The organism is Clostridium sp. C1 (assembly GCF_018223625.1).
GTDB lineage: Bacteria > Bacillota_I > Bacilli_A > Erysipelotrichales > Coprobacillaceae > Allocoprobacillus.
The window spans coordinates 1,077,527-1,094,458 of sequence record NZ_CP073631.1 but is presented as its reverse complement, the minus strand read 5'-3'; the positions used below and the strand labels follow the sequence as shown (position 1 = coordinate 1,094,458).

Below are 16,932 nucleotides of genomic sequence, written 5' to 3'. Positions count from 1 at the left end.
AGTTTGGGAAAGGATATCATGAAGTAGTCAAAATTTGAAGGGAAAACAAATTATTTCTGACTACATACATACTATAACAAATGATTTTGTTTAAAATTTCATGTAATTGTCAAAAAATATGTGATAGAAAAAAAGATGAAGAAATTGGTCTATATTTCCTTTAAGATTTTATGTTATAATCATATAAAGTCGAAAAATGGAGGGTGCATGGATGATGAAAAAGTGGGGATTAGCACTCATATGTGCATTATTGTTGATGGGATGTCATCCTCGTCAATCTGTTGTTGAAAATGAAATCACTTCATTTACAAAACAAGATGTTTATCAATATCAGGATTTGTTATTGTTTATTGATAAGAAAGCTTTTCAACAAGATGGTTTTTCTTTTCAAATTGAACTCAATGGTGTAGGAATAGGGGATTTTGCTGTTTTTACAGATCAGTCACATCATCAGGCAACATGTATCCTTTCATCACAAAAAGATTGTCAACTGACATTTACATTTGAGGAAGATTGTGTTATTGTCAAAGCAACAAAAGAAGATGATTTTTTAGGTGCTGATTTATCAGGACATTATGTATTACAGGAGGCGTTATTGTGAAGAATTTGTTCTATAGGCTGATTATTTTTTTGGATACTGCACAAGAAAACGATACAAATTATAATATTGCATGGTTTATGGCCAATAATTTTTATCGTATAGCGAATATGCGTATTAGTGAGCTGGCTGCTGAATGTTTTGTATCACCAGCGACCATCTCACGTTTTTGTCGTGCCTTAGGGTATGAAAACTTTGCTCATTTAAAACAGGAGTGTTATACTTTTCATTCGCATGATAAAAAATTCAACAATTTAATTAATATCCCTTTAGAAACAATGAAAGATCATCCTCAGTTGGCAACTCAGCAATATATTCAACAAGTGATTCAATATATTTCTGATTTACCTGAATTTCTTGATTGGAATGAAGTGGATGCGATTTTAAAATTGATTCATGATAGTGATTCTGTGGCTTTTTTTGGAACGCAGTTCTCACAAAGTGCAGCCTTGCATTTACAGACAGATTTATTAATGCTGGAAAAATTCACAATGGCTTATATGGATTCATCTCGCCAGTTAGAATGTGCCAAACAATTAACGCCAAATAGTGTCGCCATTATTATGACGGTCAATGGTTATTTTACCAACAGTCATTCTAAGCTTCTACAATATCTTAAAAAATCCGGTTGTCAGGTTGTTTTAATCACGTGCCATCCTCATCTGGATTTAAAAATACCTGTTCATCATCAACTGGTTTTAGGACGTTCTAAAAATCGAAAGACGGGAAAACATAGTTTATTGACAGCAGTTGAATTAATGTCATTAAGATATTATTGTTTATATTATCCATCACTTCAAGAATTAAAGGGACATCTTCTTTAATTCTTTTTTTCTTGTGATAGTTTTGAAAATTATATATAATAAACATAATCAAAAGAGGGTGGGAATCGTGAAAGAAATAAAACAAGAAGAAATTACACAGGCAGTTAAAGAATTATGTATTCAAGCCAATTATGAATTACCTGAAGATGTTCAACAGGCCTTGCGTTATGCCTGTCAAGAGGAAGACAGTGTGCTTGGAAAACAGACATTATCTATATTAGAAGATAATGCGATGATTGCAAAAACATCCCGTATGCCCATTTGTCAAGATACGGGAATGGCCTGTCTATTTGTTGAAATAGGCCAAGACGTGCATGTTCAAGGCTCTTTACTGGAAGCTTTACAGGAAGGTGTCAGACAGGGCTATCAAGAAGGCTATCTAAGAAAAAGTATTGTTGATGATCCGGTTTTTGAAAGACGCAATACACAAGATAATACACCGGCTTATATTCATTATGACATCGTGGAAGGAAATCAACTCAAAATTATTGTAGCACCAAAAGGATTTGGTAGTGAAAACATGAGTCAAGTTAAAATGTTAAAACCAAGTGATGGGGTTGAAGGAATCAAGGACTTTGTGTTGAAAGTGGTTGAAGAAGCTGGACCTAATGCCTGTCCACCAATGGTGATTGGTGTCGGAATTGGTGGAACGTTTGATTATGTCACATATCTTGCGAAAAAGGCAATGTTAAGAAAAATTGGGACACATCATTTAGATAAGCGATATCAACAATTGGAAGAAGAATTGTTAGAGAAAATCAATCAGACGGGTATTGGACCAGCTGGTTACGGTGGCAAAATCACAGCTTTATCTTTAAATATTGAAACTTATCCAACACATATTGCAGGAATGCCGGTGGCTGTATCTATTTGTTGCCATGTGGCTAGACATAAGGAGGTTATCTTATAATGAAACATATGACAACACCTTTGACATTAGAGCAAGTACAAGAACTCAAAGCGGGTGATCAGATTCTTTTATCGGGCGTTATTTATACAGCCAGAGATGCAGCTCATAAGCGTTTGGTTGCACTGATTGAACAAGGTCAAGATTTACCTTTTTGCTTGCAAGATCAAATCATTTATTATGTCGGTCCAACACCTGCAAAACCTCATCAGGTTTTTGGCAGTGGGGGTCCAACAACAGCTGGTAGAATGGATGCCTATGCTCCTACTTTGATGAAACTGGGATTACGTGGCATGATTGGAAAAGGATATCGTCAACAAGTCGTCAAAGATGCCATGCAAACATATCATTGTGTTTATTTTGGTGCCATTGGTGGAGCAGGAGCCTATATTTCTCGTTGTGTTGAATCAAGTGAAGTGATTGCTTTTGAAGATTTAGGACCAGAGGCTATTCGTCAACTGGTTGTCAAGGATTTTCCTTTGACAGTCATCATTGACAGTCAGGGAAATGATTTATATGAAATGGGAAGAAAACAATATATAAAGGAGCATAAACATGTCCATTCATGATTATAATGAAGTTGATATTTTATATACTTTGATGTCCTATGTGAATGTATCTTCCCCACAGGATATGTATTATTCGATTGCTCACACGATTTTAACACATATAGATCAAATCCCAAGTATCAGTATTAATGATTTGGCTGATTTATGTTATACTTCACCAGCAACTATTTCACGTTTTTGTAAAGATATGAATTGTAAGAGTTTTGTGAATTTTAAAAATGAAATTGCGATTGCTTTAGAAATTGCAAGAAATGAAATTCATTTATCACCTTCAGACAATCAAAATATTTTAGAAGATGCTGAATATTTGAAAAATAAAATGTATCAAGAAGCCATTGAATCTTTATCACTCGTTCAAAATTCCATTTCTATGAGTGATATTGATCGTATTTGTGCAATGATCTATGAAGCTAAAAAAGTTCATATGTTAGGTTATCAGTTCAATAAGATCATTTCTAATGATTTTCAGATGAAAATGCTGAAACATCGAAAATTTATCTATGCCTTTGTAGAACGTGGCGATGAAATTCAAAGATTAGATATGATTGATGAAAGCAGTTTAGTCATTATTATTACAGTTCGTGCCAGAGAACAGCTAATGAATGCTTTGATCAATAAAGTTAAAGAACATCATCCTAAAATATTTTTATTGACAATGAATCAGACTTATCAAAATGAAGATATTGACTGGATATATCGCATTGATGGAACAGAAAGTCAATATAGTGAATCTTCTTTACAGGGAACAATGAATTTTTTAAGTTTATTAAATTTAATATATGTACGATATGGATTGTTATATCGAGAATAGGAGAGAAAGATGTATAGTTTTTTAAATGATTATAGTGAAGGGGCTCATCCACGCGTTTTAGAAGCCTTAAATCAGACAAATCTTATTCAAACTGTTGGTTACGGAGAAGATGAATATTGTACGAAAGCAAAAGAAGTGATTCTTCAAAAAATAGGTCAACCTCATGCAGATGTTCATTTTCTTGTTGGTGGAACTCAGACAAATATGTTAATGATTTCCTATGCTCTTAAACATTATCAGGCTGTTATTGCCTGTGATGAGGGGCATATTCATGTACATGAAACAGGGGCTGTAGAAGGCGCTGGACACAAGATACTGGTTCGTCCACATGTGCATGGAAAAGTCACTTGTGATATGATTAAAAATATTTGTTTACAACACAAAGATGAGCATATGGTTCAGCCACGTATGGTTTATATTTCACAGACAACGGAGCTGGGAACTTATTATACACGTGAAGAATTACAGGATTTATATCAAACTACCCGTCAATATGGTTTATATCTTTTTATGGATGGAGCACGTTTGGGAAGTGCTTTAGCTTTACCAGATGCACCTACTTTAGAAGAAATTGCTAAAAATGTAGATGCTTTTTATATTGGTGGGACAAAGATGGGAGCTTTATTTGGTGAAGCACTTGTTATTATTCATGATGATTTAAAACCACAATTCCGTTACCATATGAAAAATAAAGGGGCTATGTTGGCTAAAGGTCGTCTTTTAGGTATTCAATTTTATGAATTATTGAAAGATCATCTTTATGAAGATATTGGTCGTTATGAAAATCAGATGGCTGATTTGATTCGTCAGGCATTGATTCAAAAAGGTTTTTCGATTTATGAACCTTCTCAAACGAATCAAATTTTTGTTGATTTACCACAAAAGGCTTTAGAAGCCATTGAAAAAGAGTTTATGGTCACACATATGGGGGCTGTTTCAGGTGGTGAACGTATTCGTATTGTCACATCATGGGCAACTTCTAAAGAGGCTGTCAATGCATTTGTTCAGTTGATTGAAAATCTTTAGAATAAATCCCACTGTACAAGACTTAAGAGTTGTATTATAATAGGGTCTAGGGAAGAACCCTAATATACATAGAAATGGAGATTATAGTATGAATAAAAATGAATTATTAGAAAAAGTTTCTTTAGCATCAGGATTAACAAAAAAAGAATCTGAAGCTGCTATTAATGCTTTTTTAGAAACTTTAACTGATGTTTTAAAAGCAGGAGATAAGATTTCTTTAAAAGGTTTTGGAACTTTTGAAGTTCGTACAAGAGAAGCCAGAACAGGACGTAATCCAAGAACTGGTGAAACAATGGAAATTCCTGCAAGTAAAGTTCCTGCTTTCAAAGCAAGTGCAGCTTTAAAAAATGTTGTTAATGAAAAATAAAGTATGAAAAAACCTACAGATTTTGATCTGCAGGTTTTCTTTTTTTTATTTAATAATTGTTCCTTCACAAGGAGCGCCAGCAGCATTTGATTCATCAGTATCAATATGCATAGCAAGAGCATAACTGTCACTTACACGGCAGATGACATCTCCAAAGATTAAAGAACGATCAGCAGATTTCACTTCTACACTGACAACATCTTTATCTTGTACACCAAATTCTTTAGCATCAGCAGGTGTCATATGAATATGACGTTTTGCAGCAATCACACCACAAGGAATTTCAACTTCACCAGCAGGACCTACCAATTTACAACCAGCAGTTCCTTCGATATCTCCAGATTCTCTAATAAGTGCTTTGACACCTAATGCTCTGGCATCAGTTAAAGACACTTCTACTTGTGTATTAGCACGTGTTGGACCTAAGATAGACATTTTTGTTTCTCCTTTTGGACCAACGACAGTGACTTTTTCCTGACAGGCAAATTGTCCAGGTTGTGATAAATCTTTTTTGTTAGTTAAAACATATCCTTCACCAAATAAAGTTTCTAAATCTGCTTGTGATAAATGAACATGTCTTGCAGAAGTTTCGACTAAAATTGTTTTTCCCATATAATATCCTCCTATAACATACATATCTTACAACTTTTTTGCCTATTTGCAAAGGAATTTGTTTCTTTTTTACTAAAAACATCTTATGTTCATTTTTAAAAAGTTAATTTTCAACAAATGAAAAAGGTAACGTTTTACTTTTGATAGAAAACTGATATAATAAAAAAGAAATGTAGGTGATAAAGATTGAATCTTAGTATTGTGATTAACTTTATAAGATCAGCAATAGATTTGATTGCAGTATGGTTTATTCTCTATTATTTGATTTCAATGTTTAAAACAAATATGAAAACCATGCAGCTTTTCAAAGGCGTTCTTTTTATTTTGATTGTTAAACTTTTAACCAGTTTATTAGGTTTAACAACATTAAATTATCTTGTAGATAGTATTATTAATTGGGGCGTTTTAGCCATTATTATCATTTTCCAACCAGAAATTCGTACTTTGCTTGAAAAAATGGGTCAAACCAAAATGAGTGTAAAAAAAGAAATCAGTAATGATGAAAAAGAAAGATTGATGGATGAACTGGTTGATGCTATATCAACACTGGCAAAGGAACAGACAGGAGCTTTGATTACGTTTGAAAGAACTCAATCCATGATTGATTATATTAATACTGGTACAAAGATTAACGCTGATATTCGTAGTGAGCTTTTTTTAACGATTTTCTGGGAAGGAACACCCTTACATGATGGGGCAACGATTATTCAAGGAGATCGTGTGGCTTGTGCAGCGGCTTTTTATCCACCAACGAATAAAGAATTAAGTCCTAAATATGGGGCACGTCATCGTGCAGCGATTGGGATTAGTGAAATCACGGATTCTTTAACCGTTGTTGTGAGTGAGGAAACTGGAACGATTTCTTTTGCGACAAATGGTGAATTAAGAAAGATTCCTATCAAAGAATTAAGAGCATCACTGGTTAATGAATTACAGTGGTTTAAATCTAGTGATGAAGGAGGTCAAGCTCATGAGTCCTAGAAATGCAAAAAATAATAAACCTTTAAAAGATACAACAACAGATTTCTTTTTAAAGATTGTAGAAAAAGAAAAGGCTCAATCGACAAAAGAATCTACAAGTAAAGACACAGTCAATGAAAAAAAAGTCAAAGCGATTGATACGGGTGCTCGTTTTTATAATTATATGAATCAAATATTAGATAAAATTCTTTCTAGTAAAGTATCAATTATGATTTTGTCTTTTATGATGGCTGGTATTTTATTTTATAGTGTATCTGGAAAAGATATTTTAACTAGCCCAACTTCTGGAGCAACATTAGAAAATGTTCCAGTACATGTAGAAAATCTTGATGATTCTCTGGAAGCTTCTGGTATTCCAGATAGTGTTTCGGTTGTGTTGGTTGGTCCCTCTTTAGATATATATAAAACAAATTTTTCTAAAGATTATGAAGTTTATTTAGATTTACAGGATTTAAATGCGGGGGATTATGTGTTAAATTTACGTACCCGTCATTTTCCAGAATCTTTGCAAGTTGTTTCAATACCGAGCTCTATTAAAGTGACACTTGCAAAAAAAGTGACACGTACTTTTGATTTGGGGTATCGCTTTATTAATGAAGATGAACTGGATAGTAAATATTCAGTAAGTGTCAGTCAAATGGATTTAGATACCGTAGAATTACGTGCCAGTGAAGATACGTTATCGAAAGTTGAAAAAGTTGAGGCTTGTATAGATGTTTCTAATCAAACAGAAGACTTTGAACAAAATGCAAAAATCAAAGCTTATGACAGTAATGGCGACGAATTAAAAGTAGAGGTGCGTCCTAGTGATGTTCATGTCACATGTCAAGTGTCTTCTTATAGTAAAACTGTTCCAATTCATGCCAATATTGTGGGAGATTTACCAACAGGATATCAGGTTTCTGAATATACTTTATCACAAAATGAAGTGACTATTTTTGGAGTAGAAGAACAGTTAAAGGGAGTCAACCAAGTTGAAGTTGATGTTGATGTCAGCGATTTAAAATCAAGTACAACGTTAAATGATTTGTCATTGAAGAAAATCACAGGAATTAATAAGTTTTCACAGGATACGGTAGATGTCAATGTAGAAATAGAAAAAGTCATTACAAAAAAATTCGATAACATTCCAATTAAGGTTTTGAATAATTCTCATGATTATAAGGTTTCTTTTGCGGGACAAGGTCAATATGCTTCTGTTTCCATAACAGGAACTGAGGATAAAATCAATGCTTTAAAGGTTGACAATATTCAGGCAACGATTGATATTGATGGTTTGAGTGTTGGCACACATCAAGTGAATGTTAAAATTGCAGGAGATGATGAAACATTAACAATGAAATTGTTATCATCTTCAAAAATAACAATTAATATAGAAAGGAATTAAGACAATGGGAAAATATTTTGGTACAGATGGATTTAGAGGAGAAGCAAATATTGATTTGACTGTGGAACATGCTTATCAAGTTGGAAGATATTTAGGATGGTATTTTTCACGTTCACATCGAGCAAGAATTGTGATTGGAAAAGATACAAGAAGAAGTTCTTATATGTTTGAATATGCTCTTGTGGCTGGATTAACTGCAAGTGGAGCAGATGCATATTTATTACATGTCACAACAACACCTTCAGTATCTTATGTTGTCAGAAGTGAAGAGTTTGATTGTGGAATCATGATTTCTGCTTCACACAATCCTTATTATGATAATGGGATTAAAATCATTAATGGAAAAGGTCATAAATTAGAAGCCACAATTGAAACATTGATTGAACAATATATTGATGGTTTAACTGATCCTATTCCATATGCAACAAAAGATAAGATTGGTAGAACAATTGATTATTCAATGGGTAGAAATCGTTATATTGGTTATTTAATGAGTATTCCAACACGTGCTTTTAAAGATATTAAAGTAGGATTGGATTGTGCCAATGGTTCTTCTAGTGCTATTGCCAAAAGTGTTTTTGATGCCTTAGGTGCTCAAACACATGTGATTAATAATCAGCCAGATGGTTTAAATATCAATACAAACTGTGGTTCAACACATATTGAAGTTTTACAGAAATATGTTGTTGAAAATGGATTGGATGTTGGATTTGCCTATGATGGTGATGCTGATCGTTGTATCGCTGTTGACGAATTTGGTCGTGTTGTCAATGGAGATTTAATTCTATATCTATGTGGTTTAGAAATGAAGCAAAAAGGTGAACTTTTAAATAACACAATTGTGACAACAGTGATGAGTAATTTTGGATTATATAAATCATTGGATAAAGTAGGTATTCAATATGAAAAAACAGCTGTAGGAGATAAATATGTTTATGAAAATATGGTGAAAAATGGTCATTGTATTGGTGGAGAACAATCAGGACATATTATTTTCTCTAAACATGCGACAACAGGAGATGGTATTTTAACATCTTTAAAGATTATGGAAACAATGGTAGAAAACAAAAAAACACTGGCTCAATTAACAGAGCAGGTAGAAATCTATCCACAGTTATTAATCAATGTCCGTGTGAGTGATAAGGCTTTAGCTCAAAATGATCCAGATGTTCAAAAAGCTGTTAAAGAAGTTGAAGAAGCTTTAGGAGATGAAGGACGTATTCTTGTGCGTGAAAGTGGAACAGAACCAGTGATTCGTGTGATGGTAGAAGCACAAAGCGATGAGATTTGTCATGAATATGTTTTAAAAGTTGTGAATAAAATTAAAGAAAAAGGATATGCTGTAGAAAAATAATATAATTTCACATATTATCACAAAATATTGCCATGAAATATGGCAATATTTTGTATATAATGAATAAGAGGTGATGGATTGTGAAATACCGTATTAATATTATTGATGATGAAAAAAATTTAAATGATCTTGTAAGAACTTATTTAGAAAAAGAAGGTTATATTGTTTATTCTTTTTATACGTATGAGGAAGCTTTTTTGCATAAAGATGATGATGTTCATTTATGGATTATTGATATTATGTTAGATAAAAATAGTGGTTTTGATTTACTTAATGAAATCAAAGCCTGTAAACCAGATATGCCGATTGTTTTTATGAGTGCCAGAGATCAGGAATTTGATCGTATTATTGGCTTAGAAAAAGGTTGTGATGAATATATTACAAAACCATTTAATATTAAAGAGTTGATTTTAAGAATACATAATGTTTTAAAGCGTGTTTATAAGGATGATCCAGCATTGATTAATATTGATGGTTATGCTGTGGATGAAGAAAAAAGAAAAGTTTTATATCAAAATCATGAAATAGAATTAACAACAAAAGAATATGATTTATTACTTTATTTTATCAAAAATAAAGGTCTGGCTATTTCACGTGATCAGGTTTTATCTAAAGTCTGGGATGAAAACTATTTTGGTAGTGATCGTGTTGTTGATGATACATTACGTCGTTTAAGAAAAAAGATGCCTGATTTAAATATTAAAACAATCTATGGCTTTGGATATCGATTAGATTAGTATGGAAAAAATAAAAGAACGTTTATCCTTTTTTAAAAAATTATCTCTTGTCCAGCAACTGATTGTTGTTTTGTGTGCGATGGCTATATTGATGGTTGCTGTGATGATGCCAGTTGTTGATTATAACTTATCTTCGATTGTCGATAAACAAATGTATGAACGTTTAACTATATCACAGACTTCAATTATTTATAGTAATATTATTCCTTATAAACAAGAAAAAGAAGTTTATCATATTATTTATGAAAGTGATGAAAATACATTTACAGAAACAAATATTAGTAGTCATCAAGTTGTTTATAATTTTTATTCTTATCTTTTTAAAGAAGATTTGTTTAAGGCTGTTCAAACCCATCAAAGCGTCATTAAAAATAAAGGACAATATAATGGTAATACGTATTATTATATGATTACGCATATTAATGATACATCTCAATATTTGATTTCATTAGTGGATAGCGAATATTCTTTATCATTAGTCACATCTTTACGTAATCAGATTATTTATATTCAATATGGTTTCTTTATTGTTTTAGCACTGGTTATGATTTTGTGGGTTTTATCATTGATTAGTCCACTTAAAAAGATTAAAAATTATATTGATAATATCAAAGATCATAAAGAGAGTGAATTGAATATTCAACGTGAAGATGAGATTGGTATTGTGTTTAAAGCATTGGTTGCGATGAAAGATGATCTGGATAAACAGGAAAGTATTAAAGAAGAAATGATACATAATATTTCTCATGATTTAAAAACACCGATTGCTTTGATTCAAACATATGCTCAAAGTATTAAAGATGATGTCTATCCTTATGGTGACAAAGATAGTTCGATTGATGTCATATTGGAAAATGCTGATCGTTTAGAACATAAAGTCAAATCATTTTTGTATCTCAATCGTTTAGATTACTTACAGGGTGAAGATAATCAACTGGAAACTTTTGCGATTAAAGAATTAATAGAAAAGATTGTTTTACAGATGGATTTATTAAAGCCGGAGATAAGACTGGAAACAGAACTGGAAGATGTGACTTTTGTTGGTGATGAGGAACATTGGCGTGTAGCCATTGAAAATATTATTGAGAATGCTTCACGTTATGCGAAAACATTGATTAAGATTACTTTAAAGGAAGATTATTTGGAAATCTATAACGATGGAGAAGCGATTGATGAAGCCACTTTACCTTATTTATTTGATCCTTATGTCAAAGGCGTGAAAGGACAGTTTGGTTTAGGATTGTCCATTGTCAGCAAGATTGCTTCGATGTTTGGTTATAATGTTTCAGCTGTGAATCAAGAAGTAGGAGTTTGTTTTATTTTTCAAAAGGCAAAATAAAAGCAGGTCGATTGACCTGCTTTTATTGCTTTTTAGGATCTTTTACAATTTCAGCAATTGATGTTACAGCTCCTGCCATTCCTTGTAAATCAGTTGGAATAATAATCTTTGTTGATTCACCTTTTGCTAAGTTTTCTAATGCTTTAAATCCTTCTAATGTAATATATGCCTGTTGAGGTTGAGAACTATTAATATATTCAATACCTTTTGCCTGTGCTTCATAAACAAGTCTTAAGGCTTCAGCTTCCCCTTCAGCACGTGCAATTTGTGCTTCTTTTTCAGCTGTTGCTTCAAGAATCATAGATTCCTTTTTACCTTCAGCAGTCAAGATAGCCGCTGTCTTTTTACCTTCAGCCTGTAAGATAGCTTCACGTCTTTCACGTTCAGCACGCATTTGTTTTTCCATAGCTTCTTGAATATCACGTGGTGGAATGATGTTTTTCACTTCAACACGATGAATTTTAATACCCCAAGGATCAGTCGCTTCATCTAAGATAGAACGCATTCTTGAATTAATGATATCTCTTGAAGTTAATGTTTCATCAAGTTCTAGATCACCAATAATATTACGTAAAGTTGTAGCAGTCAGTGTTTCAATAGCATTTAATGGTCTGACAACACCATAAGTAAATAGTTTAGGATCAGTAATTTGAAAATAGACAACAGTATCAATTTGCATTGTGACATTGTCTTTTGTAATAACAGGTTGTGGTGCAAAATCCAGAACCTGTTCTTTTAAAGACACTTTATTAGCAATACGATCTAATAATGGAATCATAATATGCAATCCTACTGTACAAGTACGATTATAAGCCCCAATTCTTTCTACAACGTAAGCATAAGATTGAGGTATGATACGAATTGTTTTGGCAATAATTACAACAATCAATATTAATAGTAAAATAATCCATAAATAATTAAAAATACTATCTAACATGAAATATCCTCTCCTTTATCTAATTTTTTCACAACGACATGAGAACCTTCAATAGACACAACTTCAGCATATTCACCTGCTGGAATTGTCACATTATTGAGGCTTGTAGCTGCCCAAAGATTTCCCATCACTTTGACTTCACCTTTTTGATCGGCCGTAATGACTTCTGTCACAAGACAGTGTTTTCCAATTATTCTATCCAAATTTGTTTTGACTGTGTTTCCTCTTAAATATTTTTTAGCCAGAGGTCTGGTAACGAGAATACAGATGATGGAAATAGCTGCAAATACAATGACCTGAACTACTTCATGAATGCCTAAAAAATCACAAATCAAAGCACCGATAGCCCCAATTCCAAACCAGATACTGACCAGATCAATTGTTATGGCTTCTACAATCACTGCAATGACAAGAACAATTGTCCAAATAAGTGTTGTTGACATGGTTCGCATTCTCCTTTCAATTATAATTGAATAATCATCATAGTATGAACAATATCATAAGTTGCCTTTAACTTATAACACTGTTGTTTTGAAAAATCTAAACCAAATTCTTCACTGAGGTCTAATACAAATGATTTGTTAGAAATTCTTCCATAACTTTTTCCAAGTGAAATACGATGCAATTGACTCTTTGGGTAAATATTTTCATCAATTTCCTGCTTTGTTACAGGTTTAATACCGATTTGCCTTGCTTCTCTATCAATCCCTAAAAGCACATAATTGACGTCTTCAAAATGAACACATGCTGCTTTATTTAAAGTTAAGTTTGTTTCATAAATGGTAACAGTCATAGTTGCTATATCATTTGTTGACCATTCAAAGTTCATTCATATCCTCCTCCTTAACATTATTATATTATTAAAATTATTTTTTTGCAACAAAATTAAAGAAAAGTTTTTATTCGATAGTATACAATCTTTAAGGAATAGTTTATAATACAAGATGAAGGAGAAAAGAATGAAAAAGAAAATATTATTTATATTATCAATGATGTTATTATGGGGATGTCAAAATGACAAAACATCCATTCAAAAAATAACATTATCTCAACCTGTCACAATGCTTTATTTTTATATTGAAACATGCTCAGAATGTCAATCATTTAAGGAAACAGCCATTCCTTATCTTGAAGAAACATTTGGTGATTCTTTGACAATTCAACAATATGATTTAGACGATGACACAACACAAGCTGTTTATGAAGATGTGATTAAGCAGTTATATCAATTTGACCAGTCCCTTTATGGGATGGGACCGATGTATGCAATAGAAGGATATTTTGCAAAAGTAGGATATACTTCAGGTGATGAAACATATATTGTTGAAGATATTCAAAAGGCTGTTGCAGGAGAGGCTTTAGGTGATGAGTTAAGTGGATTACGTTTTTCTTATTTAGATCATTAATGAAAAAGTTATTGCTTGTATTTTTTATTTTTCTAAGTGGCTGTCAAAGACATCCACAATATTATCTGTATGTTTATTATGCGAAAACATGTCCACATTGTCGTTCATTTATACAAGTTGTGATTCCTGAATTAGAAGCAGAATATGGAAATCAGATGGATATTATTCAAATGGATATTGATGAAGAATCTTCATTAGAAGCCTATGCGAAAACATGTCATTTATTAGAAGATTATGTTGTTAATGATCAGTCAGGAAGTGTTCCATTTATTGTTTTGGATGGTTATTTTGCTTTGGTTGGCTATCAGATGGGAGAAGATCAGATGTTTTTAACAATGGTTCAACAAGCTTTAGCAGGTGAAGAATTATCAGTTGGTAATCATGAAGTATATTTTTTTAAAGAAGGTCAGACATTTCACGAAGGAGGATGATTTTGATGTCAACACCACATAATCAAGCACAAAAAGGAGAAATTGCAAAAACAGTCTTAATGCCTGGAGATCCTTTACGTGCAAAATTTTTAGCAGAACATTATTTGGAAGATGTTCATCAATTTAATGCTGTGAGAAATATGTTTGGATATACAGGATATTATCATGGTAAACAAGTATCTATTATGGGTTCAGGAATGGGACAGCCATCTATCGGTATTTATTCACATGAACTTTTTACACAATATGATGTAGAAGCCATTATTCGTATTGGTTCATGTGGTTCTTTACAAAAAGATGTTCATTTAAGAGATATTATTATTGTACAGGGTTCTTGTACGGATAGTAATTTTGCTCATCAGTTTGAACTGCCTGGAACTTATTCAGCGATTAGTTCCTATGATTTATTAGAAAAAGCTGTTGAACAGGCTAAGTTGAAAAATGCGACATATCATGTTGGAAATGTGATTGCTTCAGATATTTTCTATCATGCTGATCAAGATTCTGGTAAGAAATGGGCATCTATGGGATGTCTAGGTGTCGAAATGGAATCTTATGCTTTATTTGCGACAGCAGCTTATTTAGGAAAAAAAGCTCTTACATTGTTGACTGTTTCTGATTCTTTAGTGACACAGGAAGAAACAACAGCTAAAGAAAGAGAACAAACTTTTACAACAATGATGGAAATCGCATTGGAGATTGCTTAATGCTGCAGCGTGTTGCTCTGTATGATTTTGATAATACGATTGCTTCTGGTGATTCGATTGTCCGTTTGTTAAAATATGATTTAAAAAAGCATCCCATTCATTGTTTTTGTTTCTTTAAGGTTGCTTTCTACTATGGATTATATTTACTTCATGTGGTCAGTTTTGAAAAAGCCAAATCAGCTCTATTATTTCCTTTAGATTATATGACGGATGCACAGCTCAAGACATTCTATCAACAGGAAGTTGTCCCTAGTTATTATTCACATATAGTTAAACAAATGGAGCAGGAAAAACATCAGGGATATGTTGTGATTATATGTACAGCTTCATGTGAAGCTTATATGCAATATCAGCAATTACCTTGTGATGTTTTGTTAGGCACAAAAACAAAACATGGTACAAGTCAGATAGTTGGTTTAAACTGTAAAGGTCAAGAAAAAGTTCCACGTATCCTCAATTATTTAAAATCAAAGAACATGGAAATAGATTTTGAACATTCTATTGCTTATTCTGATTCTACATCAGATTTACCGATGTTATCGTTAGTCAAAAATCGTAAAAAAATTGCTTTAAAAACTGGACAAGTGAGTGATTTTCAATAAAAAAGACTGAACGAATAAAAAGTCATAAGGCTATTTGTTCGTTACAGTCTTTTTTTACTGATCTAAATCAGTAAATAATAACATAATATTAATAATACCAGCAATACCAACAATCATATAAATAATGGCACTTAAAAGGGCATCGCCAAAAATAGCTTCCACTAAATTAAAATTAAAGAGGCCTATGAGTCCCCAGTTGATTGCACCAATAATGGTAAAAACTAAAGCAATTTTCTGTATCATATTCATTTATCTATCCTCCTAATGATATTATAACCAAGACTTTCAACTTTATTCATAAAAAAATAGTCACATCATAAAATGTGATGAGGAGGAAGAATTATGAATAAAAAAGTCATTTTAACAATCATCATTGTTGTTGCGGTGATTGTTGTAGGTACTGGGATATTTTTCTTTAAGTCATCATCACTTGATGATTTAATTAAAGAAGCCAGTAAGTGTCAAAGCTATCAATTGATTGGAAATATGGAAATGTTAGAAAATGATGAATTAAAATCATATCAAGTCACATCTACTTATGCACACATTGATGAAAAACATTATTATAAGGTTGAACTTTATGATAAATCCTTAAATCAGTCACAAGTCATTGTCAGAAATGATGAAGGTGTTTTTGTTTTAACACCCTCATTAAATCAAGCATTTCAATTTCAAAGTGAATGGCCTGATAATTCACCAAAGCCTTACATCTATCAGTCTTTAATTACATTTTTAAAAGACAATTCATCAGAAAAAGTGAAAGATGGTTATTTGGTGCAAGGGGCCATGACTTATGAAAATGATGAGCGTGTAAAAAGTCAGGAAGTTAAATTTGATAAAGATTTGAAACCTGTTTATATTAGTGTCTTTGATCAGGATGGGGTTGAAGTGATTAAGGTAGAAGTAACTTCATTTGAAATGAATCAAGAGATGAAAAAGGATGATTTTTTACAACAGAATATTATGAAAACGGCTAAAACACAATATCCTGATAGTGTGGCAGCTTCTTTACCACTTTATCCAGTTTCTTTGATGGGGTCTACACTGGAAAATGAAAAAGTTTCAACAATTGATGATGAAATCAATCACATCTTAAAATTTACAGGTGATAAATCTTTTACAATTATTGAAAAAACATCAAAAAATGATGATGATTTTCAAACTGAAACCATTGATGGACATATGATTGATATGATTGATGGTGTTGCTTTTGAAAATGATCAACAGATGACATACATTTCTTCGGGAGTTGTTTGTTCACTTTATTCCAATGATTTAACAACACAAGAAAAATTAGCTGTTTTATCAAGTATGCAGTCATCACAGGTGAAATAGGG

At 32.3% G+C, this 16,932-nt stretch carries 22 protein-coding genes; 17 read left to right on the top strand and 5 right to left on the bottom strand.

The annotated features are described in order from the left end of the window. The first annotated feature begins 211 nt into the window (after positions 1-211). The 7 genes from KEC48_RS05975 (at position 212) to KEC48_RS05945 (ending at position 5,102) form a co-directional block, all read left to right on the top strand. Positions 212-601: a hypothetical protein gene (locus KEC48_RS05975; protein WP_211964884.1), complete on the top strand. Its 390-nt coding sequence runs from the start codon at positions 212-214 to the stop codon at positions 599-601. Beyond that, a complete protein-coding gene (locus KEC48_RS05970; protein ID WP_211964883.1) occupies positions 598-1,422 on the top strand; it encodes a MurR/RpiR family transcriptional regulator in 825 nt (274 codons plus the stop codon). The genes KEC48_RS05975 and KEC48_RS05970 overlap by 4 nt, the downstream gene beginning before the upstream one ends. Before the next feature lie 67 nt (positions 1,423-1,489). Then, positions 1,490-2,332, top strand: a complete 843-nt coding sequence (locus KEC48_RS05965) for a fumarate hydratase (protein WP_205088940.1) — start codon at positions 1,490-1,492, stop codon at positions 2,330-2,332. Further along, a complete protein-coding gene (locus tag KEC48_RS05960) occupies positions 2,332-2,898 on the top strand; it encodes a Fe-S-containing hydro-lyase (protein WP_211964882.1) in 567 nt (188 codons plus the stop codon). The genes KEC48_RS05965 and KEC48_RS05960 overlap by 1 nt, the downstream gene beginning before the upstream one ends. Beyond that, positions 2,885-3,709: a MurR/RpiR family transcriptional regulator gene (locus KEC48_RS05955; RefSeq protein ID WP_211964881.1), complete on the top strand. Its 825-nt coding sequence runs from the start codon at positions 2,885-2,887 to the stop codon at positions 3,707-3,709. The genes KEC48_RS05960 and KEC48_RS05955 overlap by 14 nt, the downstream gene beginning before the upstream one ends. A 9-nt stretch (positions 3,710-3,718) precedes the next feature. Next, positions 3,719-4,735, top strand: a complete 1,017-nt coding sequence (locus KEC48_RS05950) for a beta-eliminating lyase-related protein (protein WP_211964879.1) — start codon at positions 3,719-3,721, stop codon at positions 4,733-4,735. Between the two features lie 88 nt (positions 4,736-4,823). Further along, entirely contained in the window at positions 4,824-5,102 is a 279-nt protein-coding gene (locus tag KEC48_RS05945) for an HU family DNA-binding protein (protein WP_087358183.1), read from the top strand. 45 nt (positions 5,103-5,147) lie between these two features. Here the strand turns inward: KEC48_RS05945 and KEC48_RS05940 are convergent, their stop codons facing one another. After that, entirely contained in the window at positions 5,148-5,714 is a 567-nt protein-coding gene (locus tag KEC48_RS05940) for a phosphate propanoyltransferase (protein ID WP_087358182.1), read from the bottom strand. Positions 5,715-5,900: 186 nt separating this feature from the next. On the opposite strand from KEC48_RS05940, the gene cdaA reads away from it, so the two are divergent. The 5 genes from cdaA (at position 5,901) to KEC48_RS05915 (ending at position 11,512) form a co-directional block, all read left to right on the top strand. After that, the gene (gene cdaA, locus KEC48_RS05935) at positions 5,901-6,695 is read left to right on the top strand and encodes a diadenylate cyclase CdaA (protein WP_087358181.1); all 795 of its coding nucleotides are present in this window, start codon (positions 5,901-5,903) and stop codon (positions 6,693-6,695) included. Continuing rightward, the gene (locus KEC48_RS05930) at positions 6,685-8,082 is read left to right on the top strand and encodes a CdaR family protein (protein WP_205088937.1); all 1,398 of its coding nucleotides are present in this window, start codon (positions 6,685-6,687) and stop codon (positions 8,080-8,082) included. Before cdaA ends, KEC48_RS05930 begins: the two co-directional genes overlap by 11 nt. 4 nt (positions 8,083-8,086) lie before the next feature. Then, on the top strand, positions 8,087-9,436 hold the full coding sequence (gene glmM, locus KEC48_RS05925) for a phosphoglucosamine mutase (protein WP_087358179.1): 1,350 nt from the start codon (positions 8,087-8,089) through the stop codon (positions 9,434-9,436). A gap of 80 nt (positions 9,437-9,516) precedes the next feature. Next, positions 9,517-10,173 (top strand): response regulator transcription factor, encoded by a 657-nt coding sequence (locus KEC48_RS05920; protein WP_087358178.1) that lies wholly within the window; start codon positions 9,517-9,519, stop codon positions 10,171-10,173. 1 nt (position 10,174) lies between these two features. Further along, positions 10,175-11,512 carry a HAMP domain-containing sensor histidine kinase gene (locus KEC48_RS05915; RefSeq protein WP_211964877.1) on the top strand — a complete coding sequence of 446 codons (1,338 nt, stop codon included), beginning with the start codon at positions 10,175-10,177 and terminating at the stop codon, positions 11,510-11,512. 22 nt (positions 11,513-11,534) lie between these two features. Here KEC48_RS05915 and KEC48_RS05910 read toward each other — a convergent pair whose 3' ends face one another. From KEC48_RS05910 to KEC48_RS05900, 3 genes are read right to left on the bottom strand one after another with little or no spacing between them, the layout of a single operon-like run. Then, positions 11,535-12,449, bottom strand: a complete 915-nt coding sequence (locus KEC48_RS05910; protein WP_211964875.1) for an SPFH domain-containing protein — start codon at positions 12,447-12,449, stop codon at positions 11,535-11,537. After that, positions 12,443-12,892, bottom strand: coding sequence for an NfeD family protein (locus KEC48_RS05905; protein ID WP_087357422.1), 450 nt, complete (start codon positions 12,890-12,892; stop codon positions 12,443-12,445). Before KEC48_RS05905 ends, KEC48_RS05910 begins: the two co-directional genes overlap by 7 nt. Before the next feature lie 20 nt (positions 12,893-12,912). Next, on the bottom strand, positions 12,913-13,278 hold the full coding sequence (locus KEC48_RS05900) for a hypothetical protein (protein ID WP_087357421.1): 366 nt from the start codon (positions 13,276-13,278) through the stop codon (positions 12,913-12,915). Between the two features lie 130 nt (positions 13,279-13,408). Between KEC48_RS05900 and KEC48_RS05895 the strand changes: the two genes are divergently transcribed. From KEC48_RS05895 to KEC48_RS05880, 4 genes are read left to right on the top strand one after another with little or no spacing between them, the layout of a single operon-like run. Beyond that, positions 13,409-13,855 (top strand): hypothetical protein, encoded by a 447-nt coding sequence (locus KEC48_RS05895; protein WP_211964873.1) that lies wholly within the window; start codon positions 13,409-13,411, stop codon positions 13,853-13,855. After that, the gene (locus tag KEC48_RS05890) at positions 13,855-14,286 is read left to right on the top strand and encodes a hypothetical protein (RefSeq protein ID WP_211964871.1); all 432 of its coding nucleotides are present in this window, start codon (positions 13,855-13,857) and stop codon (positions 14,284-14,286) included. Before KEC48_RS05895 ends, KEC48_RS05890 begins: the two co-directional genes overlap by 1 nt. Continuing rightward, positions 14,283-14,993, top strand: a complete 711-nt coding sequence (gene deoD / locus KEC48_RS05885; RefSeq protein WP_211964869.1) for a purine-nucleoside phosphorylase — start codon at positions 14,283-14,285, stop codon at positions 14,991-14,993. The genes KEC48_RS05890 and deoD overlap by 4 nt, the downstream gene beginning before the upstream one ends. Then, positions 14,993-15,595 (top strand): HAD family hydrolase, encoded by a 603-nt coding sequence (locus KEC48_RS05880; protein WP_211964867.1) that lies wholly within the window; start codon positions 14,993-14,995, stop codon positions 15,593-15,595. The genes deoD and KEC48_RS05880 overlap by 1 nt, the downstream gene beginning before the upstream one ends. A gap of 54 nt (positions 15,596-15,649) precedes the next feature. Here the strand turns inward: KEC48_RS05880 and KEC48_RS05875 are convergent, their stop codons facing one another. Beyond that, entirely contained in the window at positions 15,650-15,844 is a 195-nt protein-coding gene (locus KEC48_RS05875) for a DUF378 domain-containing protein (RefSeq protein ID WP_087357416.1), read from the bottom strand. 93 nt (positions 15,845-15,937) lie between these two features. Between KEC48_RS05875 and KEC48_RS05870 the strand changes: the two genes are divergently transcribed. Then, positions 15,938-16,930 (top strand): hypothetical protein, encoded by a 993-nt coding sequence (locus KEC48_RS05870; protein ID WP_211964865.1) that lies wholly within the window; start codon positions 15,938-15,940, stop codon positions 16,928-16,930. Positions 16,931-16,932: the final 2 nt, after the last annotated feature.

Bases quoted from the DNA above. Each gene is read 5' to 3' on its own strand.
- KEC48_RS05930 (WP_205088937.1), top strand. From the start codon at position 6,685: ATGAGTCCTAGAAATGCAAAAAATAATAAACCTTTAAAAGATACAACA.
- KEC48_RS05890 (WP_211964871.1), top strand. From the start codon at position 13,855: ATGAAAAAGTTATTGCTTGTATTTTTTATTTTTCTAAGTGGCTGTCAA.
- KEC48_RS05940 (WP_087358182.1), bottom strand. From the start codon at position 5,714: ATGGGAAAAACAATTTTAGTCGAAACTTCTGCAAGACATGTTCATTTA.
- KEC48_RS05870 (WP_211964865.1), top strand. From the start codon at position 15,938: ATGAATAAAAAAGTCATTTTAACAATCATCATTGTTGTTGCGGTGATT.
- KEC48_RS05955 (WP_211964881.1), top strand. From the start codon at position 2,885: ATGTCCATTCATGATTATAATGAAGTTGATATTTTATATACTTTGATG.
- glmM (WP_087358179.1), top strand. From the start codon at position 8,087: ATGGGAAAATATTTTGGTACAGATGGATTTAGAGGAGAAGCAAATATT.
- KEC48_RS05900 (WP_087357421.1), bottom strand. From the start codon at position 13,278: ATGAACTTTGAATGGTCAACAAATGATATAGCAACTATGACTGTTACC.
- KEC48_RS05880 (WP_211964867.1), top strand. From the start codon at position 14,993: ATGCTGCAGCGTGTTGCTCTGTATGATTTTGATAATACGATTGCTTCT.
- KEC48_RS05910 (WP_211964875.1), bottom strand. From the start codon at position 12,449: ATGTTAGATAGTATTTTTAATTATTTATGGATTATTTTACTATTAATA.
- KEC48_RS05950 (WP_211964879.1), top strand. From the start codon at position 3,719: ATGTATAGTTTTTTAAATGATTATAGTGAAGGGGCTCATCCACGCGTT.
- KEC48_RS05975 (WP_211964884.1), top strand. From the start codon at position 212: ATGATGAAAAAGTGGGGATTAGCACTCATATGTGCATTATTGTTGATG.
- KEC48_RS05915 (WP_211964877.1), top strand. From the start codon at position 10,175: ATGGAAAAAATAAAAGAACGTTTATCCTTTTTTAAAAAATTATCTCTT.
- KEC48_RS05875 (WP_087357416.1), bottom strand. From the start codon at position 15,844: ATGAATATGATACAGAAAATTGCTTTAGTTTTTACCATTATTGGTGCA.
- KEC48_RS05945 (WP_087358183.1), top strand. From the start codon at position 4,824: ATGAATAAAAATGAATTATTAGAAAAAGTTTCTTTAGCATCAGGATTA.
- KEC48_RS05960 (WP_211964882.1), top strand. From the start codon at position 2,332: ATGAAACATATGACAACACCTTTGACATTAGAGCAAGTACAAGAACTC.
- KEC48_RS05905 (WP_087357422.1), bottom strand. From the start codon at position 12,892: ATGTCAACAACACTTATTTGGACAATTGTTCTTGTCATTGCAGTGATT.
- deoD (WP_211964869.1), top strand. From the start codon at position 14,283: ATGATTTTGATGTCAACACCACATAATCAAGCACAAAAAGGAGAAATT.
- KEC48_RS05895 (WP_211964873.1), top strand. From the start codon at position 13,409: ATGAAAAAGAAAATATTATTTATATTATCAATGATGTTATTATGGGGA.